Source organism: Lachnoanaerobaculum sp. MSX33 (genome assembly GCF_000512995.1).
In the GTDB taxonomy this organism is placed as follows: domain Bacteria; phylum Bacillota; class Clostridia; order Lachnospirales; family Lachnospiraceae; genus Lachnoanaerobaculum.
On the sequence record NZ_AZXX01000082.1, the window covers coordinates 31834 to 57628 of the forward strand.

24 protein-coding genes are annotated in these 25795 nt (G+C 39.0%); 11 read left to right on the top strand and 13 right to left on the bottom strand.

Annotation, left to right across the window (positions count from 1 at the left end; translation table 11 throughout):
- Positions 1–28: 28 nt before the first annotated feature.
- The 8 genes from HMPREF1495_RS09220 to HMPREF1495_RS09255 all read left to right on the top strand — a co-directional run bounded on the left by HMPREF1495_RS09220 (position 29) and on the right by HMPREF1495_RS09255 (position 7723).
- Positions 29–454 (top strand): ATP synthase subunit C, encoded by a 426-nt coding sequence (locus HMPREF1495_RS09220; protein ID WP_007595196.1) that lies wholly within the window; start codon positions 29–31, stop codon positions 452–454.
- Positions 455–464: 10 nt separating this feature from the next.
- Complete coding sequence (locus HMPREF1495_RS09225) at positions 465–773, top strand: V-type ATP synthase subunit F (protein WP_007595194.1); 309 nt, start codon at positions 465–467, stop codon at positions 771–773.
- Between the two features lie 65 nt (positions 774–838).
- Entirely contained in the window at positions 839–1420 is a 582-nt protein-coding gene (locus HMPREF1495_RS09230) for a V-type ATP synthase subunit E (RefSeq protein ID WP_034214106.1), read from the top strand.
- Positions 1420–3186 carry a V-type ATP synthase subunit A gene (locus tag HMPREF1495_RS09235; RefSeq protein WP_009663263.1) on the top strand — a complete coding sequence of 589 codons (1767 nt, stop codon included), beginning with the start codon at positions 1420–1422 and terminating at the stop codon, positions 3184–3186. The genes HMPREF1495_RS09230 and HMPREF1495_RS09235 overlap by 1 nt, the downstream gene beginning before the upstream one ends.
- Before the next feature lie 10 nt (positions 3187–3196).
- A complete protein-coding gene (locus HMPREF1495_RS09240; protein WP_034214108.1) occupies positions 3197–4624 on the top strand; it encodes a V-type ATP synthase subunit B in 1428 nt (475 codons plus the stop codon).
- Between the two features lie 2 nt (positions 4625–4626).
- Positions 4627–5244: a V-type ATP synthase subunit D gene (locus HMPREF1495_RS09245; protein ID WP_034214110.1), complete on the top strand. Its 618-nt coding sequence runs from the start codon at positions 4627–4629 to the stop codon at positions 5242–5244.
- Complete coding sequence (locus HMPREF1495_RS09250; RefSeq protein WP_034214112.1) at positions 5244–5930, top strand: TIGR01906 family membrane protein; 687 nt, start codon at positions 5244–5246, stop codon at positions 5928–5930. The genes HMPREF1495_RS09245 and HMPREF1495_RS09250 overlap by 1 nt, the downstream gene beginning before the upstream one ends.
- Positions 5931–6046: 116 nt before the next feature.
- The gene (locus HMPREF1495_RS09255; RefSeq protein WP_034214115.1) at positions 6047–7723 is read left to right on the top strand and encodes an alpha-glucosidase; all 1677 of its coding nucleotides are present in this window, start codon (positions 6047–6049) and stop codon (positions 7721–7723) included.
- Positions 7724–7778: 55 nt separating this feature from the next.
- On the opposite strand, the gene HMPREF1495_RS09260 is transcribed toward HMPREF1495_RS09255, so the two are convergent.
- The 7 genes from HMPREF1495_RS09260 to HMPREF1495_RS09290 form a co-directional block, all read right to left on the bottom strand.
- Positions 7779–8117 carry a type II toxin-antitoxin system RelE/ParE family toxin gene (locus tag HMPREF1495_RS09260; protein WP_034214116.1) on the bottom strand — a complete coding sequence of 113 codons (339 nt, stop codon included), beginning with the start codon at positions 8115–8117 and terminating at the stop codon, positions 7779–7781.
- The gene (locus tag HMPREF1495_RS09265) at positions 8107–8367 is read right to left on the bottom strand and encodes a type II toxin-antitoxin system Phd/YefM family antitoxin (protein ID WP_007595179.1); all 261 of its coding nucleotides are present in this window, start codon (positions 8365–8367) and stop codon (positions 8107–8109) included. Before HMPREF1495_RS09265 ends, HMPREF1495_RS09260 begins: the two co-directional genes overlap by 11 nt.
- Positions 8368–8460: 93 nt before the next feature.
- Entirely contained in the window at positions 8461–9954 is a 1494-nt protein-coding gene (malQ, locus tag HMPREF1495_RS09270; protein WP_034214119.1) for a 4-alpha-glucanotransferase, read from the bottom strand.
- 76 nt (positions 9955–10030) lie between these two features.
- The gene (locus HMPREF1495_RS09275; RefSeq protein WP_007595175.1) at positions 10031–10891 is read right to left on the bottom strand and encodes a carbohydrate ABC transporter permease; all 861 of its coding nucleotides are present in this window, start codon (positions 10889–10891) and stop codon (positions 10031–10033) included.
- Positions 10891–11928 carry a carbohydrate ABC transporter permease gene (locus tag HMPREF1495_RS09280; RefSeq protein ID WP_034214122.1) on the bottom strand — a complete coding sequence of 346 codons (1038 nt, stop codon included), beginning with the start codon at positions 11926–11928 and terminating at the stop codon, positions 10891–10893. Before HMPREF1495_RS09280 ends, HMPREF1495_RS09275 begins: the two co-directional genes overlap by 1 nt.
- A gap of 124 nt (positions 11929–12052) precedes the next feature.
- Entirely contained in the window at positions 12053–13405 is a 1353-nt protein-coding gene (locus tag HMPREF1495_RS09285; RefSeq protein WP_034214124.1) for an ABC transporter substrate-binding protein, read from the bottom strand.
- A gap of 56 nt (positions 13406–13461) precedes the next feature.
- Positions 13462–15126 carry a glycoside hydrolase family 13 protein gene (locus HMPREF1495_RS09290; RefSeq protein WP_007595171.1) on the bottom strand — a complete coding sequence of 555 codons (1665 nt, stop codon included), beginning with the start codon at positions 15124–15126 and terminating at the stop codon, positions 13462–13464.
- 245 nt (positions 15127–15371) lie between these two features.
- Here HMPREF1495_RS09290 and HMPREF1495_RS09295 point away from each other — a divergent pair, with 245 nt between their 5' ends.
- From HMPREF1495_RS09295 to HMPREF1495_RS09305, 3 genes are all read left to right on the top strand, one after another.
- Complete coding sequence (locus HMPREF1495_RS09295; protein ID WP_034214127.1) at positions 15372–16484, top strand: ABC transporter ATP-binding protein; 1113 nt, start codon at positions 15372–15374, stop codon at positions 16482–16484.
- Positions 16485–16578: 94 nt separating this feature from the next.
- Positions 16579–17433 carry a PucR family transcriptional regulator gene (locus tag HMPREF1495_RS09300; protein WP_034214130.1) on the top strand — a complete coding sequence of 285 codons (855 nt, stop codon included), beginning with the start codon at positions 16579–16581 and terminating at the stop codon, positions 17431–17433.
- A complete protein-coding gene (locus HMPREF1495_RS09305; RefSeq protein ID WP_034214133.1) occupies positions 17426–17914 on the top strand; it encodes a hypothetical protein in 489 nt (162 codons plus the stop codon). The genes HMPREF1495_RS09300 and HMPREF1495_RS09305 overlap by 8 nt, the downstream gene beginning before the upstream one ends.
- Positions 17915–17961: 47 nt before the next feature.
- Here HMPREF1495_RS09305 and HMPREF1495_RS09310 read toward each other — a convergent pair whose 3' ends face one another.
- The 6 genes from HMPREF1495_RS09310 to HMPREF1495_RS09335 form a co-directional block, all read right to left on the bottom strand.
- Positions 17962–19911 (bottom strand): PTS beta-glucoside transporter subunit IIBCA, encoded by a 1950-nt coding sequence (locus HMPREF1495_RS09310; protein ID WP_034214135.1) that lies wholly within the window; start codon positions 19909–19911, stop codon positions 17962–17964.
- 262 nt (positions 19912–20173) lie between these two features.
- Complete coding sequence (locus HMPREF1495_RS09315; RefSeq protein WP_034214138.1) at positions 20174–21070, bottom strand: sugar ABC transporter substrate-binding protein; 897 nt, start codon at positions 21068–21070, stop codon at positions 20174–20176.
- Positions 21067–21777 (bottom strand): response regulator transcription factor, encoded by a 711-nt coding sequence (locus HMPREF1495_RS09320; protein ID WP_007595162.1) that lies wholly within the window; start codon positions 21775–21777, stop codon positions 21067–21069. Before HMPREF1495_RS09320 ends, HMPREF1495_RS09315 begins: the two co-directional genes overlap by 4 nt.
- An 18-nt stretch (positions 21778–21795) precedes the next feature.
- A complete protein-coding gene (locus HMPREF1495_RS09325) occupies positions 21796–23520 on the bottom strand; it encodes a cache domain-containing sensor histidine kinase (RefSeq protein ID WP_034214140.1) in 1725 nt (574 codons plus the stop codon).
- A gap of 157 nt (positions 23521–23677) precedes the next feature.
- Positions 23678–24724 carry a substrate-binding domain-containing protein gene (locus HMPREF1495_RS09330; RefSeq protein WP_034214143.1) on the bottom strand — a complete coding sequence of 349 codons (1047 nt, stop codon included), beginning with the start codon at positions 24722–24724 and terminating at the stop codon, positions 23678–23680.
- Positions 24725–24797: 73 nt separating this feature from the next.
- Positions 24798–25793: an ABC transporter permease gene (locus HMPREF1495_RS09335; RefSeq protein ID WP_007595156.1), complete on the bottom strand. Its 996-nt coding sequence runs from the start codon at positions 25791–25793 to the stop codon at positions 24798–24800.
- Positions 25794–25795 lie beyond the last annotated feature (2 nt).

A 25795-nucleotide genomic window follows, 5' to 3' on the forward strand; every position in this document is an offset into this window, starting at 1 on the left:
ATTTTTATGTTTTAGTTAGGAGAAAAAAATGAATACATTAGTAAAAGTAACACTTGCAGCAGCCCTTATTTTAAGTATCGCAGTTCCTTATATCGCATTTATGATAGGCGAAAAGACAAAGGGTCGTTATAAAAAAGCCCTTGCGGGAAATGTTGTTATGTTCTTCGGTGTTATGGCAATCACATGCGTATTTTTCTTATCGGGAAATGCTTACGCGGCTTCTGAAACCGCAGCTTCATCAGCCACAGGTTTAGGATACCTCTCAGCAGCTCTTTCAGTAGGTCTTGCATGTATCGGTGGCGGTATCGCGGTATCCGCAGCAGCTTCAGCAGCACTTGGAGCTATCAGTGAGGACGGTTCAATCCTTGGTAAGTCACTTATCTTCGTAGGTCTTGCAGAAGGTGTTTGCCTTTACGGACTTGTAGTTGCATTCATGATTCTCGGTCGTTTATAAAGGCGATTTTATGAAAATGTATCTTATAAGTGATAATGTGGATACTCTTACAGGTATGAGACTTGCAGGGGTGGAAGGAGTGGTGGTTCATGAAAAACATGAACTTGCAAATGCCCTTGATTTTGTTATAAAGAGCAAAGATATCGGCATTGTGCTTCTTACGGAAAAGTTTTCAAAGGATTATCCCGAGCTTGTAAATAAATATAAGATGGAATCACATATACCACTCTTTATTGATATACCGGACAGACATGGTACCGGAAGATCCGAGAACTTCATTACAGACTATGTAAATGAGGCTATCGGCTTGAAACTGTAACAGTTTGCATGATTATAATCTTGCGAAATGAACTTTAGATTAAGATTAAAAAGGTAGGTATTATCTTGACAATAGAAGAAAAACTACAGCATTTTAAAGAGGCTTGCACTGCTGATGCCATTGCCACCGCTGAAAAAATACTTTCAGATTATAAAAATGCTTTAGAGAAGGACTTTTTAGACTACCAAAACAGTGAGACGCGACTTGCTGATATGGAAGTCAAAACTGAAACCACAAGGATTGACAAAGAGATGAACAAAGAGCTCGCTCTTGAACAGATAAAACTACGAATGGAGCTTGGCAAAAAGGCTGCCGAGCTCAAGGAAAAGATTTTTGCACAGCTTGAGGAAAGACTCGCAGAGTATCAGGAAACTCCCGAATATGTAGCTTTGATAGATTCACAAATTGAAAGAGCATTGGAATTTGCGGGTAATGATGAGGTGAAAATATATATAGACCCTAATGATGAATCTCTTGCACATGATCTTTCCGTAAAGCATGATATTGATATAGCCATCAGTAAATATCCTTTTCATGGCGGTATGAGAGCCGTTATACCGGCAAAAAATATTCTGATTGACAATTCTTTTGAAAAAAAGATTTCAGAAGCAAAGGAAAAATTTGATGTAGATATGGAGGTACTATAATGGCAACTACAGGTATTATATTTGCAATAAACGGACCTATAGTAAAGACATCAAATGATTCCGGTTTTGAAATGCATGAGATGGTATATGTAGGAGAAGAAAATCTTGTGGGTGAGGTAATCGGACTTACTTCCGATGCAACCGTCATAGAGGTTTATGAGGAAACCGGCGGCATTAAGCCGGGTGAAATTGTAACAGGTACAGGTGCTCCCGTTTCCGTAACTCTTGCACCCGGTATCCTTAACAATATCTTTGACGGTATTGAAAGACCTTTAAGTGAAATTGCAAAGGTTGACGGAACCTATATTTCCAGAGGTGTAAGTGTGGATTCACTTGATACAAAGAAACTCTGGAAAACACATATAACCGTAAAACCGGGACAGGCTATAGACGGAGGAACCATAATTGCCGAGGTGCCTGAAACACCTGCAATATTACATAGAGTAATGCTCTCTCCAAACCTTAAGGGTTATGTTTTGGATGTGGTTGAAGACGGTGAGTATACGATAAATGACAAGATTCTCACATTGCAGCTTGAAGACGGAAGTGAGATTCCGATCACCATGACACAGCACTGGCCTATTCGTGTTCCGAGACCTATAAAGAAGAGATTCCCGGCAAGCGTTCCGCTTATTACCGGTCAGAGAATTCTTGATACTCTCTTCCCTCTTGCAAAGGGAGGTACTGCAGCTGTTCCGGGAGGATTCGGTACAGGTAAGACTATGACACAGCACCAGATTGCAAAATGGTCCGATGCAAATATTATTATTTATATCGGTTGTGGTGAGCGTGGAAATGAGATGACTCAGGTTCTTGAGGAGTTCTCAGAACTTATAGATCCTAAGACCGGAAATCCTTTGATGGATAGAACAACCCTTATCGCAAACACTTCAAATATGCCGGTTGCCGCCAGAGAGGCATCTCTTTATTCAGGGCTGACACTTGCAGAATATTACCGTGATATGGGTTATGATGTTGCAATCATGGCGGACTCAACGTCAAGATGGGCGGAGGCTCTTCGTGAGATCTCAGGTCGACTTGAGGAAATGCCTGCCGAGGAAGGTTTCCCGGCATATCTGGCATCAAGACTTTCCGCATTCTATGAGAGAGCCGGCATGATGCAAAACTTAAACGGAAGTGAAGGATCGGTATCAATTATCGGTGCGGTATCTCCACAGGGTGGTGATTTCTCCGAGCCTGTAACACAAAATACCAAGAGATTTGTACGCTGTTTCTGGGGACTTGATAAGAGACTTGCATATGCAAGACATTTCCCTGCTATACAGTGGCTTGACAGCTATTCGGAATACCTGACAGATCTTGCGCCTTGGTATGCGGAGCATGTAGATAAGAACTTTGTAGAATATAGAAACAGGCTTGTATATATACTCAATCAGGAAGCATCTCTGATGGAAATAGTAAAACTTATCGGTGCTGATGTTTTGCCTGACGATCAGAAACTTGTACTTGATATAGCGAAGGTTATAAGAGTAGGTTTCCTTCAGCAAAACGCCTTCCACAAGGATGATACTTGTGTTCCGCTGATAAAACAGTACAAAATGATGGATGTCATACTCTATCTCTATCAGAAATCAAAAGCTCTTGTTCATCAGGGTATGCCTATGAGTGTTTTGCATCAAGACAGTATCTGGGACAGAGTTTCTTCCATAAAGTATGATGTTCCTAACGATAAGCTCGAGATGTTGGATCAATACAAAAAAGATATTGACACATTCTACGAAAAAGTACTTGAAAAGAATGCATAGGAGGTAAAACATGTCAATAGAATACCTTGGACTTAGTTCCATAAACGGACCACTGGTAGTTCTTGAGGGTGTCAAGGGTGCTGCCTATGATGAGATTGTAGAAATGACCGTAAACGGTAAAGAAAGACGTCTTGGCAAAATCATTGAAATAAACGGTGACAAAGCGGTAATACAGGTTTTTGAAGGAACCGACGGTATGGCACTTAGAAATACACATACAAAGCTTACAGGAAAGCCTATGGAAATAGGCGTTTCCGAGGCAATGTTCGGAAGAACTTTTAACGGTATCGGAGAACCTATCGACGGACTTGGAAGTGTGGAGGCTGAAAAGACCATAGATGTAAACGGAAAACCTCTAAATCCTGTCACAAGGGAGTATCCGAGAAACTATATCAGAACCGGTATTTCCGCAATAGACGGACTTATGACTCTTATCAGAGGTCAAAAGCTCCCTATATTCTCAGGAAACGGCCTTCCACATGATGAGCTTGCGGCACAGCTTGTGCGTCAGTCTTCTTTGGGTGACAGCAACAATGATGATGAGAAGTTTGCGGTTGTATTTGCAGCCATGGGTGTAAAGCATGATGTGGCCGATTTCTTCCAGAGAACATTTGCAGAGAGCGGTGTCAGTGACCATGTTATCACATTCATCAATCTTGCAAACGATCCTGTTGTAGAAAGACTTATTACTCCGAAGGTGGCTCTTACCGTTGCCGAGTATCTTGCCTTTGAAAAGGGCATGCATATACTTGTAATACTTACTGATATGACTTCTTTTGCGGAGGCAATGCGTGAGGTTTCATCTTCCAAGGGTGAGATTCCTTCAAGAAAAGGTTTCCCGGGATATCTTTATTCAGAGCTTGCCACCATATATGAGAGAGCGGGTATTGTAAACGGTGTGAACGGTTCCGTTACACAGATTCCGATACTTACCATGCCGAATGACGATATCACTCACCCGATTCCCGACCTTACAGGATATATAACCGAAGGCCAGATAGTTCTTGACAGAGACTTAAACGGTCAGTCAATCTATCCTCCTATCTCAGTACTTCCTTCTCTTTCAAGACTTATGAAGGACGGTATCGGTGAAGGCTTTACAAGAGCGGACCATCAGGATGTGGCAAATCAGCTCTTCTCTTCCTACTCTAAGGTGGGTGATGCCAGAGCTCTTGCATCCGTTATCGGTGAGGACGAATTGTCCGATACGGATAAACAATACCTTATATTCGGTAGAGCATTTGAGCAGATGTTTATAGGTCAGTCTGTTAATGATAACAGAACAATATTTGATACCTTGGAAATCGGTTGGAAACTTCTCGGTCTCATGCCAAGAGGCGAGCTTGACAGAATAGATACAAAGGTACTTGATCAGTATTATAAGCCTACAGTACTTGATGCGAACGGTGATATAGTTCCTGCTGCAGTAGAGGATTAATTATGAATATTAATACATTCCCGACAAAGGGTAATTTGATAGCCTCAAAAAACTCTCTGGCACTGGCAAAACAGGGCTATGGCTTGATGGATAAGAAGAGAAATATTCTTATCCGCGAGCTTATGGGATTGATTGATGAGGCTAAGGAAATCCAAAAACAAATAGATACAACCTTTAGTGCCGCTTACAAGGCACTGATGTATGCAAATATAGAACTTGGTATCGACTTCGTATCAGATATCGCCGGTTCGGTGCCTGTTGAAGACAGTATACAGATAAAGACCAGGTCGGTAATGGGTACTGAAATACCTCTTGTAAGATTTGATGATTCTCCTATGGAGCCTACATATGCTTATTACGCTACAAGAGAGTCACTTGATAAAGCCAGAGAATGCTTCAATGAAGTAAAAAGACTTACTGTAAGGCTTTCCATGATAGAAAATTCCGCTTATCGTCTGGCAAGAAATATTAAAAAGACTCAAAAAAGAGCCAATGCCTTAAAGAATATCACTATTCCAACCTATGAAAATCTCACAAAGAATATCACCAATGCTTTGGAAGAAAAGGATCGTGAGGAATTCACCAGGTTGAAGGTTATAAAGTCTTGGAAGGATGCATAATGAAAATACTTAGATTCTTTTTGGGAATTATTTTAAGCTTTTCACTGATGTTTATCGTGCTGGTTACATCCATTGAAATTGCGGCATATTCAGATTTTACATTTTATGAAAAAGAATACAACAAATATGCCGTAACAAACTATGTGGATATTTCAATGTCCGATCTTATGAATGTTACAAAGGATATGATGAGCTATCTAAAAGGTGACAGAGAAAAACTATCCGATATAAAGGCAAATATCGCAGGAATCCCCGATACGGCTTTCTTTAATGAAAGAGAAGTTGCACATATGGAGGATGTACGAGGTCTTTTTGTAGGAGCAGTTTATCTTAGATATATACTTATAGCGGTCAGTATTCTTTGCATTATAGCGGTAAAATTATTAAAAGGTAAAATATTTTGCTTTCTGTCAAATGTACTTACATTCGGCACTTTATTTACTCTGGTTATAACAGCCGTTTTGGTATTTCTTATTGCCGGAGATTTTGAAAAATATTTTATAATCTTCCACCATATCTTTTTTAACAATGATTTGTGGATGCTTGACCCGGCTACCGACAATTTGATAAATATAGTGCCACAGGGCTTCTTTATGGATATGTCTAAAAGAATTATGATAGTATTTTCCACTTTTATCCTGTCTATGATAGGTAGCGGTGTGGTTTTAAAGAAAATTTTTAAATAATTTTTAAAGAATAAGGTGTATGTGGACTTTACAAGCACCTTATTTTTATATTTGCATATAATTTGATATTATGATAAATTATGACTTTAGAAAAATGTTTTCTTAGGAGGTTATTTATGAAGAAAAAATGGTGGCACGGTAAAGTTGCTTATCAAATATATCCAAAAAGTTTTAATGATACCACAGGAAGCGGTATCGGTGACCTGAGAGGTATTATAGAAAAACTCGACTATCTAAAAGATCTGGGAGTTGACATAATATGGTTGTCTCCTTGTTATTGCTCTCCTTTTGCAGATCAGGGCTATGATATTTCAGACTATTACAATATAGATCCGGTATTCGGAAATATGGACGATATGGATGAACTTTTGGCGGAAGCTAAAAAAAGAGATATGTACATTCTTATGGACCTTGTAGTAAATCACTGCTCAGATGAGCATGAGTGGTTTAAAAAGGCTATGGAAGATCCTGACGGAGAATATGGTAAGTACTTCTATATCGAAGAAGGTAATGACGGCAAGGAGCCTAACAACTGGCGTTCCTACTTTGGCGGAAGTGCATGGGAAAAGATCCCCGGTACAAACAAGTATTATCTTCACCTCTTCCATAAAAAGCAACCTGACCTCAACTGGGAAAACAAAAAAGTTCGTGAAGAAATATATACAATGATTAACTGGTGGCTTGAGAGAGGACTTGCAGGCTTTAGAATTGATGCCATTATAAATATAAAGAAAGCTCTCCCTATAATTGACTATTGCTACTCACCGGATCGAGAAGACGGCTTTGTAGAGCCGCATAGAATGCTTAAGGATGCTATAGGTGTAGGTGACTTCCTTACAGAACTTAAAAATGAGACCTTTGCCAAGCATGACGCTTTCACAGTCGGCGAAGTATTTGATGAGCGTGAAGAGGATATCCCGCTTTTCATCGGTGATGACGGCTATTTCTCAAGTATGTTTGACTTCAATGAGACAATATTCGGAAAAAGCAGGAACGGTTGGTACGATTGCAAGCCTATAACCCCTGATGACTATAAGAGATGCTGCTTTGAGACTCAGGAAAAGCTTGGCGATATAGGTATGATTTCCACCATAATTGAAAATCATGACGAGCCAAGAGGTGTAAGCCACTATATCCCTGCAGACGAGCTTAGCGAAACCGCAAAAAAATTCCTCGGTACAATGCAGTTTATGCTTCGTGGACTTCCGTTTATCTATCAAGGCCAGGAAATAGGTATGGAGAATGTAAACTTCACCTCTATGGATCAGATAGATGATATATCAACCCGTGACCAGTATAAAGTTGCAATAGAAGCCGGACTCTCTCCCGAAGAGGCATTTGCAGCCGTAAAGCATTACAGCCGTGACAACAGCCGTACTCCTTTCCAGTGGGATGACAGCAAAAATGCCGGATTTACTACAGGAACACCGTGGCTTATGGTAAGCCCTGACTATAAGAGAATCAATGCGGCATCACAAATAAATGATCCTAATTCGCTTCTCTCACACTACAAAAAGCTCACCGCTCTCAGAAAAGACCCTGAGTATACTGAGACTGTAGTATATGGTAAGACCTTACCATACCTCCCTGAGGTGGAGAAACTTATGGCATTTAAGAGAGTTTCAGATAATCAGACATTACTTGTACTCGGCAACTTCGGGATCAAGCCGCAGACTGTAAAACTTCCTTCAAAATGTAAAAAGGTTGTTTTAAACAATGTGGAAAATGTTGATTTCGTATCAGATACAGAGATCAAACTTGAAGGATACCAGGCTTTAGTTATAGAAATTTAAAAACATTAAAAAGAACCTGTCGGAACAAACACCTCCGACAGATTCTTTTTTAATACTAAAAAATATCTTTTTTCCAAAAGAGTCTTATCTTATTTTCATAATTTTCTAAAGTATGAAAAATTCCTAATATATAGACATTTTTATCAACGATCTTATATATGATTACATAATCCATTCCCGTAACCTTGGCTTCATGATACTCGAACGATTTCATAAAATAATCTTGACTTATTTTATATACATATGGATTTGTCTCCAACATATCATATATTTGAGAAACTCCTTCAAGTAAATGTTGGGCAGCACCCTTATTCTTAAGCTTAAAAATAAGATATCTAATACATTCATCCAACAATATTTCCATCTCTTCAGTAGAAATAATATTATAAATCATACTTATTCCTCACTGTATTAAGAGCCTCTCTTGCATCACGTACTTTTCCCTCTTTGATTTGCTGTTCTGAGTTTATAAGACTTTGATACATATTCATCTTATTGGATATTCCTTCAAAGGTATCAATACTCATAATTACCATATCACCATATCCGTTTTTTGTTATAAAAACAGGTTCTGATGTACTATGGCATAAATCTGAAATCTCTGAAGTGTTTTTCAAATCTTTAATAGGAATAATTTGTGGCATAATCTTCACCCCCTTTTTTAATATTATGAGGTATATTATACCATAATTATATGATAATTAGTAGTATCAAGTTGGAATTATTAAACCAATCTCTCACCCTCTGCCATACAACTCTGTCAGATACTTGATATTCTTCCAGGTATTCTCATCTATCTCATTCTCTGTAAGTCTGAACATCCAGTTTTTACCTATTGTGGAAGGTGTGTTCATTCTGTACCTGTGGTCATAGTGAAGATAGTCCTGTATAGGTATAATACAGGTATCCGAGACACTTCCCATTGCCGCTCTGATAAGTGCATCGCAGACTTCGGTCTTCTTGTCGGACTTCTTTAAATTAAAGTATGCAAGCACCATATCATACTCTTTTTCCGTAATATCATCAAGCCATCCCATCACAGTCTCATTGTCATGAGTTCCGGTATATACCACGCTGTTTCTTGTATAATTGTGAGGTAAGTAGTCATTTGCGCTTCCCGTATCTCTGGAATCGAAAGCAAATTCAAGGACTTTCATTCCGGGATAGCCGCTGTCGTTTACAAGTCTTCTTACACTGTCCGTCACATATCCAAGATCCTCCGCTATAAGCTTACAGTCACCAAGTCTTTCCCTTATCTTATTGAAGAGTTCAATACCCGGACCCTTCTCCCAGTGACCGCCTGCCGCAGTCTCATTCTCTGCAGGGATGGAATAGTATTCATCAAATCCTCTGAAATGATCTATTCTGATAACATCATAGTTTTCAAAATTCTTTCCAAGTCTTTTTATCCACCATTTATAGTCTGTATCTCTGTGATATCCCCAATTATAAAGCGGATTTCCCCAAAGCTGTCCGTCAGGAGCAAAACCGTCGGGCGGACAACCTGCCACCGCTACAGCATTACCCTCTTCATCCATCTGGAACAGCTCTCTGTGCGCCCAGGTGTCCGCACTGTCCATAGCCACATAAATCGGAATATCGCCGATAATCTCTATACCGTTTTCATTGGCATATGCTTTTAATTTCTTCCACTGTTCATCAAACTTATATTGTAGGAACTGATAAAATTCTATATCAAAGTAAAGCTTCTCCCTATAATAATTGATGGCATAATCATATCTTTCTCTTATATCCTTCGGCCAGGTATTAAAAGGCTCTCCGTTAAAATAGTCTTTAATCGCCATAAAGAGTGCATAATCCCAGAGCCATTTGGAATTCTCATAAACAAAATCTGCAAATTTATCATCTTCATAAACTTTTGCTCTCTCATATGCCTTATGTAAAAGATCAAATCTGCCTTCATAGAGCTTTTTATAGTCAACTCTCTTTAAATCTGTGCCGAAATCTACACCGTCACATTCCTTTTTGGTCAAAAGTCCTTCTTCTATAAGCTGTTCAAGATCTATAAAGTACGGATTTCCTGCAAATGTAGAAAATGACTGGTATGGCGAATCTCCGTATCCTGTGGCTCCAAGAGGCAGTATCTGCCAGAATGATTGCTTTGCCTCTTTTAACTTGTCAACAAAGTGATATGCAGCTTTTCCAAAACTTCCTATTCCATATTTACCGGGAAGGCTGCTTATATGAAGTAATATTCCACTTTTTCTCATTTTCTCCTCCTTATTTTTTAAGCCATGCAAAATCGGATTCGCATGGCTTATATTTAGGGTTTACCCCTTTAACATCTTATTTAATAGCTCCGTCTACCATTCCCTGAATAATCTGCTTTTGAGCAATCAGGAATAATAATACTATAGGAATCATAGCAAGGAATGCGGCGCTAAGAATCAAATCCCACTGCTTTACATAAGAGCCTACAAAGCTGCTTACCGCGATAGGCAGTGTTTTAATCTTACCGTTAAGTCCAAGCATAATGGACGGAAGCAAATAGTCATTCCATATCCACAAACCGTTCAGTATAAGAACCGTCATCTGTACCGGACGAAGAAGAGGCATTATTATTCTGAAGAATGTGCCTTCAGGAGAGCAACCGTCAATCCATGCAGCCTCCTCAAGCTCCTTTGGAATACCCTTTATAAATCCGTGCAATACAAATATTGACATGGAACCTCCAAAGCCGAGGTAAGCAAATACTACACCCTTATAGCTTGAAAGCATCTGTATTCCTGTAAAGTTTCCTATATTCTTGAAAACTGTAAGTATAGGAAGCATAACTACCTGGAAAGGAATAACCATAGCCGCTACAAACATCATAAAGATGAAGTTTGACCAACCCTCTTTATGATGACGGCTGAGTACCCATGCAGCCATTGATGAGAACAATGTCAAAAGCACAAGTGAAACCACTGTAATTATCAAAGAGCTTCTGAAAGAGCTCCAATAACTGAAGTTGTCATTGTTTATAACACCCTTAAAGTTTGCAAGCATCTGTCCCCAGTTCTTAGGTAAAGATATAGGACTTATTACTATATCCGCACTGGTTTTTGCAGAGTTTATAATTACCAGGAAGAAAGGGCATAGTATAAAGAATGCGATAATAAAGCCTATAATACTGCCGATTAAATTTCTTGTTTTCTGTGCCTTCATTATAGCTCTACCTCCCTCTTCTTACTGATTGCAACCTGTGTCAAAGATACTGCTGCAAGTATTATAAAGAATACAACCGCCTTGGTCTGACCAAGAGCATAATTGTTCTTTCTGATAGCTGTATTATAAATATTAAGAGCCAAAAGCTCTGTAGCCTGAATAATCTTCGGTCCCATAATACGGCTCGGTGCACCGTTTGTTATCGCAAGGTTTAAGTCAAACTGCTTAAATGAGTTTACCAATGTAAGGAATATACATACTGTAAATGTATTTGCAATCATCGGTATTTTTATTTTAAACAGTGTTGTAAGTGCTGAAGCTCCGTCAACTCCCGATGCCTCAAGTACATCCTTCGGTACAGTCTGAAGACCTGTAAGATAAATAAGCATTATATATCCGGCATACTGCCATGTATTTACTATCAAAATAGCAAGCAGTGCAAGGTTTGCATCTGTAAGCATTGACAATGAACCTGCAAATATGGTTGTAAATACCTTATTGAAGATAAATTGCCATACATAACCGAGTACAAGACCACCAATCAGGTTCGGTAAAAAGTAAGCTGAACGGAAAAACGATGTACCCTTTATCTTTGATGAGCATACAAGTGCCAGCACAAATCCGACAACATTAACCAAAACCATATTTATAACTGTATATATAAGTGTAATTACGAATGAATATACATAGTCCGACTGCTTAAACATTGTAATGTAATTTTCAAATCCGACAAATCTTGTAACCTGTATTCCGTTCCAATCTGTAAATGAATATATAATACCCAAAATAAAAGGAATTATAACCGTCACTGCAAAAGTAAATACCATCGGAAATAAAAATACCATATTTACTATCTTTGTGTGCTTCTTATGCGGCATTTTAAATACGCCCAATATGAGTAAAATAACACCCAAAATAAGTATATATCCTCTAAGCTCTCCTGAAGCCCCGGTCAAGTCTAAAATCAATGCATAAATTGTAAGTATTGCTCCAAGAGCCAGCATTGCCAAAGGAATTATTTTCTTATCTGTATTCAATTTTCACTCCTTTCAATAAACTTAGTTTAAAAAATCTTTCTATAAAAAAATGGCGACTTTAAAAAGTCGCCATCAAAACTTCAAAGACTCGCTGTTCTATAATTTGCGAAGCATTTTAAAAATATTATTTCTTATTGTTTGCTATGTAGTCAGCCATTGTTGACTTCATCAAAGTTACAAAATCATCTCTTGTAATGCTTCCCTTTGCAAATGAATCAAATACAAGTCCAAGTGCGTTCTGTGCAAGTCCTTCAGGCATATTTGACCATGCCCATGAAGATGTCTCACCTGCATCTACATACTTCTTAAGGCTAACCGCAAGTGGAGTCTCAGGCTCTATTGTACTTGTCTTATATGGTGAAATCATACCTGCTTCTTTTACAAGAATCTCCTGTGCATCAGGATCTGTAGCAAGGAAGTCAAGGAAAGCCTTAGCCCCTTCTACATTCTTACCGTCCTTATATACACACCACCATGACGGGCAGTCTGCAAGAATTCTTGTCATATCTGACTTTGTGAAAGCAAGTGGTAAAAGACCTGCCTTAAATGACACATTGTATGTTGGGAGTGAAGGATCAATCCAGTTACCCTGTGTAATGAATGCTGTCTTACCCTGTGCCCAAAGTGCAAGCTGATCATCATATGTTCCTGAAACAAGTACCTGAGGATCTGCATATTTGAAAAGAAGCTCTGTCATATCAGCAAACTCACCAAGTCTTGCATCATCAAGCTCACCCTTCATAGCCATATCAAAATACTTGTTGTCGCCTCTCTCAAGACCACCTGTATAGTAATAACCGAATATATGGTTACCTGTTGACCAGTACATCTGTCCTGCCTCTGCAGCAACTGATGCTACTGCCTGAATACCAAGCTCATCCTTCATGCCGTCAAGCTTCTCAAAAGCGGCCTTGAAAGCATCATAGTTTGTAAGTGTTGCAGGATCGATACCTGCCTTCTCCAAGATATCGGCATTGTATGTGATTCCATATCCCTCTACCGCATATGGGAAACCTACAACCTTACCTGTTGTCTTATCCTTGTAAGCAAAGTCTGTATTCTTTGCAAACTCTGTATCGCTAAGATCCGCAACCATATCTGTCCAGTTGGCGTAATCTCCGTCACCACCGATAACGAACAAATCAGGCATATTGTCGGCAGCCTTGTAGCTCTTTATCTGACCCTGGATATCAACACCGCCACCAAGTGACTCGATAACAACTTCCTGTCCGGTCTTCTCTTTGAACTTCTCTGCAGCCTTCTTTAACTGCGCATCGATCTCAATCTTACCGTTGATAAGTCTAAGGGCATCTCCGCTTGCAGCACTGTCGGCCTTGCTCTCGCCTGCCTTAGTCTCTGCAGCACTGCTCTGATTATCTGCACCGCCGTCGCTCTTTGCAGCACCTGAACCGCAACCTGCCAAGATAGCAGATACGGCTAAAACACCTGCCGCAACACTCAAGAATCTTTTTTTCATTTTATTCTCCTCCATTGAGTATCTTTATTATATTTGTCAACATTTTATCACGTTTTTCATGTATTTTCAAGTAATAAAACAGTCACCTCATATGGCTTTAATATGCCGTCTTTCCTGGCATCTCTGTTATAATTTGATATCAGAACCTCGGCATTTTCATAGCCTTGGAAGTCAAATTTTTGCTCGCTCTTACTGAAGTTGCACACTGTTAAAAGTTTCTTTCCGTCAAGACTTCTTACATATGCAAAAATATTTTCATCTTCCGGAAGTAAGAGTTCATAATTTCCGTATACTATTATCTCATTTTCTTTTCTGAGTCTGATGAGTTTCTTATAATAGTTAAATACGGAGTCTTCTCTCTTTAACTGATCCGCCACATTGATCTTTTTATAGTTCGGATTAACGGCTATCCAAGGTGTTCCTGTAGTAAAACCTGCATTCTCGCTTGCATCCCACTGCATAGGAGTTCTTGCATTGTCTCTGCTCTTGTGTGCAATCTTCGGGAACATATCTTCCTTAGTATACAGACCGCTCTCTATAAGCTCCCTATATGCATTGATTGATTCAAGGTCTCTGAAATCGTCTACAGACTTGAACACGGTATTTGTCATACCGAGCTCCTCACCCTGATATACATAAGGTGTACCCTGCATCATATGTAGACAGGTAGCTATACACTTTGCCGAAACCTCTCTGAACTCGTCACTGTCATCCCCAAGTCTTGAAACAATTCTCGGCTGGTCATGATTACAAAAATATAAGCTGTTCCATGCAACCTCATCAAGTCCAAGCTGCCACTTTGTAAGGTTCTCCTTTAAAGGTACAAGAGGGATGTGCTTTGTTGACCACTTGAAGTCTCCTTCACCGTCAAGTCCCATATGTTCAAACTGGAACACCATATTGAGCTCACTGCCCTCACTGTTTGCATACTTTTTCGCCTCATCAAGCGTAACGCCTGCAGTCTCTCCGACAGTCATAATATCAAACTTTGAAAGCACCTTTTCATTCATCTCTTTGAGATAGTCATGTACCTTAGGTCCGTTGGCACAGATGTTCATATCTCCGTAAAGCCCGACTACCTTTGCATCAGGATACCCTTCAGGCTTTGATATAAGACTTATAACATCCATTCTGAAACCGTCGATGCCCTTTTCGCACCATCTTGTCATCATATCAAAGACTTCTTTTCTGACCTTAGGATTTTCCCAATTCAAATCCGGCTGCTTTACAGAGAAAAGATGCAGATAATACATATCCGTTTTCTCATCATACTTCCATGCCGGACCCGAGAATGCGGAACCCCAGTTGGTAGGCTCTTTACCGTCTTTACCTTCCTTCCAGATATAATAATCTCTCTTTTCATTATCCTTTGAACTGCGGCTCTCCACAAACCATGGATGCTCATCCGATGTATGATTTACCACAAGGTCCATCACTATCTTGATACCTCTCTCATGCGCAGCGGCGAGCATCTTGTCAAAGTCGTCCATATTACCGAACTCGGTCATTATATCCTCATAATCGCTAATATCATATCCGTTGTCATCATTTGGTGACTTATATACGGGTGAGAGCCATATTACATCTATTCCAAGCTCTTTTAAATAGTCAAGTTTACTTGTAATACCGTTTAAATCGCCTATTCCGTCTCCGTTGCTGTCACAAAAGCTTCTCGGATATATCTGGTATACTACCGCTTCCTTCCACCATGCCTTCTTCATTTTCTTACCTCGCTATATTATTTACACCTATCGTATACTTTCTTTATCATATTAAGTTTTTTACGGTCGATATATTTTTCTTAGCATAGCACAATGCCGATTTTATGTAAACCATATAGGGCACTTTCTCAATTCGTTATTTTGACGAAAGAATGTATGTATTTTTGGTCATGCATGCGATTGAAAGCCTACGCTTTATTTAATATACTTGAGACATAAAATTCGTATAAATTTTAGGAGGTAATATGGCTAGTTTATCATTAAAGAATATTGAAAAAGTTTATCCTAACGGTTTTAAGGCTGTTCAGGATTTCAACCTTGAAATCGCAGACAAAGAGTTCATCATCTTTGTAGGACCTTCAGGTTGTGGTAAGTCTACAACACTTCGTATGATCGCAGGACTTGAGGATATCTCAGGCGGTACACTTGAGATTGACGGCAAGGTAGTTAACGATGTTGAGCCTAAGGACAGAGATATCGCCATGGTTTTCCAGAACTATGCTCTTTATCCACATATGTCAGTATATGACAATATGGCATTCGGTCTTAAGCTTCGTAAGAGACCTAAAGATGAGATAGACAGACTTGTTCGTGAAGCTGCAAGAATACTTGACCTTGAGAAGCTCCTTGACAGAAAGCCAAAGGCTCTTTCCGGCGGTCAGAGACAGAGAGTTGCGATGGGACGTGCTATCGTTCGTAATCCTAAGGTATTCCTTATGGATGAGCCTCTTTCAAACCTTGATGCAAAACTTAGAGTGCAGATGCGTATCGAGATTTCAAAGCTTCATCAGAGACTCGGTGCTACTATCATCTACGTTACTCATGACCAGACAGAGGCTATGACACTCGGTACAAGAATCGTAGTTATGAAGGACGGTATTGTACAGCAGGTTGATTCTCCTGCAAATCTTTACAATGCTCCTTGCAATCTCTTCGTTGCAGGATTCATCGGTTCACCACAGATGAACTTCATGGATGCAGTTGTTGAGAACAGAGGTGAGGATGTATTCTTAAAGGTTGGAGCCAATACTCTTAAGCTTCCTATCTCAAAGATTGCCAAGTTCAAAGACGGTTCTTACAACGGTAAGACTGTAGTACTTGGTATTCGTCCTGAGGATATGCATGATTCCGAGCTCTTTATCAACAGCTCACCTGACAGCGTTATCGAATCCGATATCAAGGTTTATGAGCTCTTAGGTGCAGAAGTATTCTTATACTTTGATGTGGAAGGCTTCCAGATGACAGCAAGAGTAAATCCAAGAACAAATCTTAGAACAGGCGACCATGCCAAGTTCGCTCTTGATATGGAAAAGGTTCATATCTTTGATAAGGAAACAGAGCTTACAATTACAAACTAATTTGTTTTTATGATAAGGGGGTAATTATTACCCCTTTATTTTATTATGGCAAAATACTTTTGACCAAGTCATTATTTAAAGCTATAATAAGCTTATGAATAATGACTTTAAAAACGAATTAAATAAAATATATAAACTGACGGGAATAAAGCTTCGTATTGAGAATGAAGATGAAATAGATCTTATAGATTTAAAAAAACTTTCCACTGCATACAAGGAGAAATATTCAAGTGCAAATCTTCTTTTGAATATACTTAGCAGATTTTATCCTTACAAGGAACAGGTAAATGCAATCAAGGCACTGGGTATAAAACCTGAAACCAAAATGCGCCTGTATCTTATATATGTGCCTACAAAAGTCGATGATAATATTACAAAGATAATCACCTCTCTATATCCCGGAAAGAGCTCCGAATATCTTTGTATAACGGATTCCACTCATATATGCTTTTTATATCTTGGTGAAGACAATATTGCACACCCTCTTATAGATGTTATAGAGACGGAAGGAATGACCGGAGCATATATTGCATACAGTGATATATTTACCGATTTATCTCTTTTGACAAAGGAATATTCAGAGCTCAGTCAGGCCCTGACTATAAGCCGGATCTTTTATTCGGACAAAAAAATAATCGGTCCCGGTGATCTTGGAGCCGGTGAGCTTATTTATAATATTCCGAAATCTGTATGTGAAAAGTTTCTGAAAAATCATATAGGTGAAGTAATAGATGAGGAGACAATGCAGCTTGTGACTACCTTTATCCGTCACAATTTAAGTATTGCGGAAACTGCAAGATATATGCATATGCATAGAAATACTCTTGTTTACAGAATAGAGCAAATAGAAAAAAAATACGGTATTGATATAAAGACCTTTGAAGGTGCAAATATATTTAATACTGCTATACTTATTACAAATTTTTTGAAGGTGAAAAACAATGAATGATACATTTTATGAATTACTTATAAAAAAGAATAAACCTGATACTACAGCAATTATTCTCTCGGCAGTAAATATTGTTGCAATAGTATTCACACTTATACTCTCACTATATATCCAGTTTGCCCTAATACTTGCCGTAGGACTCGGTTTTGTATTTTATTATATGGTTTATCCGAGAATATCCGTAGAGTATGAATATTCTTTATTGAATGCCGATCTGACTATTGACGCTATATACAATAAGACAAAACGAAAAAATGTACTTAATGTCGATCTTAAGACATTGGAAGTAGCTTTCCCTACTTCATCACCTAAGATGAACGGCCAAAGAAACGGTAAGAAAACAGACTGCTCCACAGGAGATATGGCATCTTCCTATTGTCTTATCTTCCCGAATAACGGTGAGAATATTTTGCTGTTTGTCACACCTGATGATCATATGCTCGATATGATAAAGCGTGTAGCTCCAAGAGCATTTATGTAAAAAGAGGTTGTCGAAAAATAATTTCGACAGCCTCTTTTATTATAATACTATTTTACTGCAGTCAACACTTTATCACCCACTGACACATCCCCAAAAGGAGCGCAAGTTACATCACTGTATTCAAAACTGTTTGTTACAAGTACAGGTGTGGTCATAAGATATCCGGCCTCTGAAATTGCCTTTGAGTCAAACTTCATAAGTGCCTGACCCTTCTTTATCTTATCTCCGTTTGCAACCAATGCTTCAAAATGCTTTCCGCCAAGTTCCACCGTATTTACACCTACATGCACTATAAGCTCCACACCGTTATCAAGCTTCATACCTACAGCATGTCCCATAAGAGCGATTACAGTACCGTCATCAGGTGCATATACAGTATCACCGTCAGGTATAATACATATACCCTTTCCAAGTATTCCTGCTATAAAAGTCTCATCCTTGGTCTCTTCCATAGAAACTATCTTTCCGCTAAGCGGTGATTCAACTTCTACAGGTGCATTCTCATCCTTCTTAATCTCTACTCTTACTCCTGTATCCACTTCTGCAGAATTTACACTTCCAAGAGCTTTGGCATTCTTATTTTCTTCCACAGGTTCAGTAGCAAGATTTGCATCTATCAGGCTTGACGGAGTAAGTACCCAGCTTGCCGCAAATGCAACCGCCATTGATATAATAAACATCAGTATATATCCTACAGGATTTGAGAGTGTAAGTAAAATTCCGAATATTCCGGTAACGCCTGTTCCTGTTGCTCCAAGCTTAATAATGGAAACAAACATAGCACCTACAGCACCTCCAAGGCATCCTGCAAGGAAAGGTCTGAAGAATCTGAGGTTAACACCGAATATAGCCGGCTCCGTTATACCCATAAATGCTGAAAGTGATGAAGGGAAACAAAGGCTCTTTATCTTAGGATCCTTTGACTTAACAGCTATTGCAAGACAAGCACCGCCCTGTGCTATATTGGCTGCAGATGCAAGAGGTAACCAGTAGGTTACACCGTATTTTGCAATCTGTCCTAGGTCTATAATGGTATACATATGATGAATACCCATAACAACTGTAGGAGCATACAAAGCACCCATTATAAATGAACCGATTCCAAGAGGTATTGCTATAAGAAGCTGTACCGCATTTAAGAATCCGTTCTCAACAAACACAAATACCGGTCCGATAGCTGCAAGTGCAAGATAACCCGTTGCAAATACCGAAACAAGAGGTGTAACAAACAAATCAAACATTGCAGGTACAACTTTGTGAAGTCTCTTCTCTATCTGACACATTACCCACACCGATATCATAATCGGAATAACATGTCCCTGGTATCCTACCATCTTGATTTTCCAAAGACCGAAAAATACACTTTGAGTTGCTATATCTGTAGCCGTTGCCACATTCCATGCGTTTGTAAGATTCGGATGAATCATTATCATACCGATAACCGCACCAAGGTACTGATTTCCACCAAATACTCCCGCTGCCGAATATCCTATAAGTATAGGCAGGAATATGTAGGCAATATTAGAAAACAGATTTGCAAACACATATATTGATGATGAAGTATCAATATTCAAAAATCCGTTAGCCACCATGAAGTCCAATGCATTCATGATTCCCATCAAAAATCCTGAAGCAACGATTGCAGGTATTATCGGAACAAAAATATCTCCAAGAGTCTTTATAAATCTCTGAAATATATTTGTATTGGCTGCAGCAGCCGCCTTAGCCTCTTCTTTTGTAGCTCCGGATATTCCGGCCACTTGTATGAACTCATCATAAACCTTATCTACAGTACCTGTACCGTAGATGATTTGTAACTGTCCGGAAGCTTCAAACACGCCTTTTACACCGTCAATGTTTTCAATGGTCTTTTTGTCAACCTTACCGTTATCAACAATTACAAGACGTAATCTTGTAGCACAATGTGCGGCTGAAGCAATATTTGAACTTCCTCCTATCGCCGCCAGTACTTCTGTGGCGGATTTGCGATAATCCATAGATATCCTCCATATTCTAAACTATCATTTTTCTTAAATTTCTTTGTATATTATAAATTAAATAAATCCGTAACGCAATCTTACACAACGACCACATATACAACTTGCTGTTTTGTATATTATTTTCATGTTTTTATTAATTTATTTTGTTGCTTTATATTTAAATTTTATTTTCAATATATCTGTAACAGAAAAAATGAATTATAAATAAACCGTTATTTATTCTAAATTTACATTTTGATTGAATACAGGTATTATCAGCTTACATCTCCCCTATTTCAATCTTTTTTTCAACTTCTTTTCCAAGATACAGCTCTTCTCCCACATCAAGTATTTTCTTTGCCATGCTGTTATATACTACCCAATGAAAGTCTCCGTCACTAATCTTATTTATACTCATCTCATTATCTATGCCGTAAAATTCCATATCAAAATTTCTGAATTTTACAGCCGCCAGATATGCACCGTATAATGTCTGTGAACTCAGCCCCGCCACCGCTTTTATACCTGTATTTGAAATAAGAAAATATTTCATGGCTCTCTCCGCCTCGTCTCTGTTTTGTCCGACTTCAAGTATCGTCAAGCTTTCTCTCTGCTCCTTAGTAAGACCGGCTAAAAAAGCTTCCTCCCTTTGTCTGCTTACAGGATCATAATCAGGACCTCTAAGCAGTAAAATTCCATCAGAATGTTCATTAAAAATCATATGACTCAGAGCTCTTCCGCCCCAAATGCCGTCATACTCCATATACACACTGCCTGCATCAAAAAATTTCGGATTTTCCAAGATAATCACCGGCATATTTAGTTCCTTTATAGCCTCTCTTACCGCTTCCGAATCTATCGGTGAAATGACCATCACATCCACACCGTAGGCAGCCAGCTGCTTAATATCCTTACATTGTTGCAGGAAATCTCCTCCTGCTTCTTTCATTATCATATTAAGATCACGATTCTTCATTTCAGAATGTAATTCTTCCATCAAAGCTCCATGTGAAGGATTCTCCACCTCAGGCAAGCTAAGTCCTATCAGGCAGGAGTATGATTCCACCTTTTCATAAGTTTCACCGTATAATTTTTCCGATAAAAACAATCCTAAAATGCAAACAAGTATAAAAGCTAAAAGTATCAACTCTTTTGGACGGGCAAGAATCTTTCTCATACTCCTCCTCCATATTGCTTCGGTGATTTCCCCATATACTGTTTAAATACCGTTGAGAAATAATGCTGGTTTGCAAATCCCACCATATCGGCAACCGCATTTACGGAATACTCTCCGGTCTCTAAAAGTTCAGCCGCTCTTTGAATCCTAAGCTTTACCAGCCACTGTGAAAAAGGCAGTCCCGTTTCTTCCTTCAGCTTATGTGAAAGATAATCAGGACTTACAAAAAGCTTTTCCGCCGCATATTTTAAGTCCATATCTCTGTTTGTATATTGCTCTTTTAAAAGTTCCAAACAGTCCGACACAAAACCTTTCTTCTGCTTTTTTATCTCCTTAAAAGGTACTTGTAATCTTTCAAGAACGGATTTTAACTCCTCTTCTTTGATAGGCTTTAAAAGATACTCCCTTACACCCAGAGAAATAGCCTGTCTGGCATATTCAAATTCATGAAATCCTGAGATAATAATAATATCTGTTTTGGTCTGTTCGACTTCACGAAGCTTACTTATAAAATCCAGTCCTGAAAGCCTCGGCATACAAATATCCGCCAGTATAATATCCGGTCCTAAAGTTTTGGCCATACTGAGGGCTTCCACTCCGTTCTTTGCTTTACCTACAATATTTAATCCAAGATCAAAGGACATAAGCATTTCTGCCAATCCTTCTCTGATCATAGGTTCATCATCCGCAATCAATACTTTTTTCATTCTCACCTCCGGGCTTTTTTACTCATCTTCTTTTAAAATCAGTAAAGTTGCCACTGTATAACCGTTTTCATCTTTTGAGTAATGCAATCCGCTACCCTTTGCAAAGCTGTGCCACAGCCTTCTTCCTACATTTTTTACACCGAATCCGCCCTTCCAGTTTTCCCAGTCATTTGCCTTTAAACAAGAGTTTAGCTGCTCCATGACCTCCTCTCCCATCTCACATCCGTTATCTCTTATCTGTATACGCATTCCTCCTCTAACCGCCTCTGCAGATATCATTATTTTTGCATGTGGATTGTCCGATTCTTTAATACCGTGATACAAACAGTTCTCAACCAATGGCTGAAGACACATCCTGAGTATAAGCTCATCTCTTATATCCGGTGAGCAGAAAATCTCATAGGAAAAAAGATCCTGATATCTCATACTTTGAATCTCCAAATAAGCCTGTATCATTTTAAGCTCCTCTTTTAAAGGAATCATCTCCTTACCCTTGCTGAGACTTATGCGGAAAAACTCGGACATGGTTTCAATCAGATGCACTATATCCCCTGCTCCATGTTTCCTTGCCATCCAGGCAATCATATCCAAGGTATTATATAAAAAATGAGGTTTTATCTGTTCCTGCATTACCAAAAGTTCCGCTTCACGCTTTTGCTTTTGTTCAAGCTTCATCATTTCCATCAGAGTTTTAAGCTTCTCCACCATCTTATTGAAAGCATCTCCCAGAATTCTTATATCCTCTTTGGATTCTCTCTTAAATCTGACATCAAGATTTCCATCAGAAGCCGACTGCATCAAATCCGAAAGCTCCGTTAAGGGCTTAGTTATTTCCAAAAGATAACACACCGACCATATCATAGCAGCTACAAAGCAGACTCCCGCCATAAATATTGAAATCCTGGTCATACGAAGAGGAATTTTACTTTCCTCCTCCGTATCATATGCCCCTACTATCAAAAGTTTGTTATCACGAAAACGATTAAACACAAATTTATAGTTTTTATCACCAATTGAAGAAACCACAACGCCTTCATTACCTTTAAACCACTTCGGATCAACTCTGTATACTATCCTGTTTACAGGACTTAGAATTATCTCTCCGCTATCATCCATTAAAAAGAAAAAGTTTTCCGTATCGGCTTCCAGATTCTGATAGGCCTCTTTGAATTCTCCCACAGAAACATCCACCATCAGCACTCCAAGAGTCCTGTCACCCTCCTGTACCGATCTTGCAATAGAAATGTAGCTGTCACTGTCATAATGCTTCCAGCTTTGGAGATTTCTAAGTCCGCTGTCAAAGCGGTAGGCGCTTCCCTCCTGTATCGCCTGTAAAAACCAAGCCTCTCCATAGAAACTTTCATGCACCGGTCTGTACATATCATTTGAGATATAATCTTCTCCGTCCCCATATACAAGGATCATATTTAAATAATCACCATGAATTTTCTCATAAGCATCAAAAATATCACGTACAGCCTGCTCACGATAGATTTTGGTTTCTTTATCTTTTGTGTAAAGACAATTTTTAATCTCTGATGTTTCCGACAGAATCTGTAATGTATCATCCACAGATTGTATCTTCACCTCAAAAGAATGCGCAAGTTGCCTTTGTAATTCTGTAATATACCCCATTCTTGAACGGAGCATCTCTTTTTTGTAAATATAGTTTCCTGCCAAAGTCAGCATTACCGCCACAAATAAAATCATGGCCCCCTGAAATATCAGAAGATCTCTTTTCATACTACCACCTCTTATTAATTGTATCATATAAACCGTAAATTTATATCAGTTTTTAAGTACTGAATATGACAACAAAACCGAGGATACAAAAAGGGGGAGCGTAATCTGCTCCCCCTTTCTTGGATTCATTATTTACTTTTAAGATGTTACACTTTGCTTATTTTCCGCCGTATTTTGTCAAAAGTTCTTCAGCATTTTCAGGAACTACAACCTCCGACTTTAAAGTGATGTTTTTCTCAAGCTCCTTGCCTTCAACGAGTAACTCATATGCACTCTGAATAGCCTCTGCACCACCTGTAGGATATACCTGTGTCATGCTGATTCTCTTATCGATAACACTCTTTATTCCACCGTCAGGAGTCGGCAAACCGTCAAATCCTACAAACATGATATCCTTCTCTCTTCCTGCCTGCTTTGCCGCAATATATGCACCCTCAGCCATAGGATCGTTTAATGCTATGAAAAGATCGATTTCCTTATTTGTCTGTAACATTTCTTCAGCTACTGTTATAGCTTTTTCTCTTAACCAGTCCGCATTGTTTACCGCAACAATCTCAACCTTAGGATTTGATGCAATACCTTCTCTAAATCCCTTATCTCTGTCGATTCCGCCTGAAGTACCTTCAAGACCCTTGATCTCACAAACTTTTCCACCGTCTTTTAATAGAGTATTGGCTACATATTCTCCTGCAACTCTACCCATATCCACATTGTCGGCACCTATAAACTGAGTATATGTATCTCCGTCAATCTTACGGTCCAAAAGTATTACGGGAATTCCGGCTTCATAAGCTTCCTTAACTACATTTGTAAGCGGTGTTGCCTCATTTGGTGAAGTAATGATAAGATCCACTTTCTGCTGTATAAAGTTTTGAATATCAGCTATCTGCTTTGAGTTATCCTGAGCCGCATCGGCATAGATAACCTTGAATTCAGGATGCTTTTCAGCCGCCATCTTAATCTGGTCATTCATTGCTACACGCCATGGCTCACCAAGATTACACTGTGACATACCTATCACAAATTCCTTCTTCTGTGCTGTTGCCCCCTCGCTCTTACTCTCTCCGGCCTCACTCTTTGCCTCCTCGCTTTGAGCCGCCGTTGTAGAAGCACTCTGTCCTCCACCGGCACAAGCAGTCAATCCGAATGCACAAACTGCCGCCAAGCTGAGTCCTAACATTCTTTTAAACCCTTTTTTCATCATACGATTCTCCTTCCTATTATGTCTGTCATTTTCAGACTGTATTTTTTAATACCGATTCTCGGTATAAAGAGTTCTAATCAGATTTTCTTTCAGATTGCATAAATACTGCAACAATTATAATAAGTCCCTTTACCATCAACTGTAAATTTGAATTGACTCCCTTAAGTCCAAGCACATTGTCAAGTAATCCGAGGATTATCGCACCTACCAAGGTGCCTATCATTGTTCCTTTTCCGCCGGCAAGTGAAGTTCCGCCTATAGCACAGGCCGCTACAGCATTGAGCTCATATCCTATACCTTCATTAGGTCCGCCCTGACTTATCTGTGCCGCATGTATCATAGCCGCTACCGCAGATAACATACTGCAAAGCATAAATGCTATTATCTTTATTCTGTCTACAGGTATACCTGCAAGATAGGATGCATTTTTGTTTCCGCCGATTGCATAAACCTTTCTTCCGAAAGATGTCTTTGAAAGCACACACTGAAAGATCAAAAGTAAGCTTATAAATATAATTACAGGTGCCGGTATCACTCCGAAGGCCTTTTCCTGCAACAATCCGAATGCAGGAGGTGCAAATCCCTCTCCTTCACCATATGCCAAAGGAATTCCGACTCCGTTTGACCAAAATCTTGCCAAACCTCTTGCAATATTCATACTTGCAAGCGTAACTATAAAAGCCTGAAGTTTAAGCTTTGTAACACATAATCCGTTAAATAAACCGTATAGAGCGCCTATAAGTAAACTTAAAAGCACTGCCGGAAACATTCCAAGTCCGTTTCTTACCATAAGTGAGGCACAGCCCGTGGATACCAGTCCCACAATCGAACCTACAGACAAATCGATGTCTCCTAATATAAGTATCATTGTCATACCTATGGCAATAATACCGGTTTCTGAAACTGCACGAAGTACATTCATAAGGTTTGGAACACTTAAAAATACATTTTCTCCGTCCTTGATATTTATAAGTGTAGCCACTACTACTATAATTATCAGCGCAATATAGCTTTGAAATTGTTTTAAAAAACTTTCTATTTTTTGAATCTTTAATTTATCAGCATCCATGA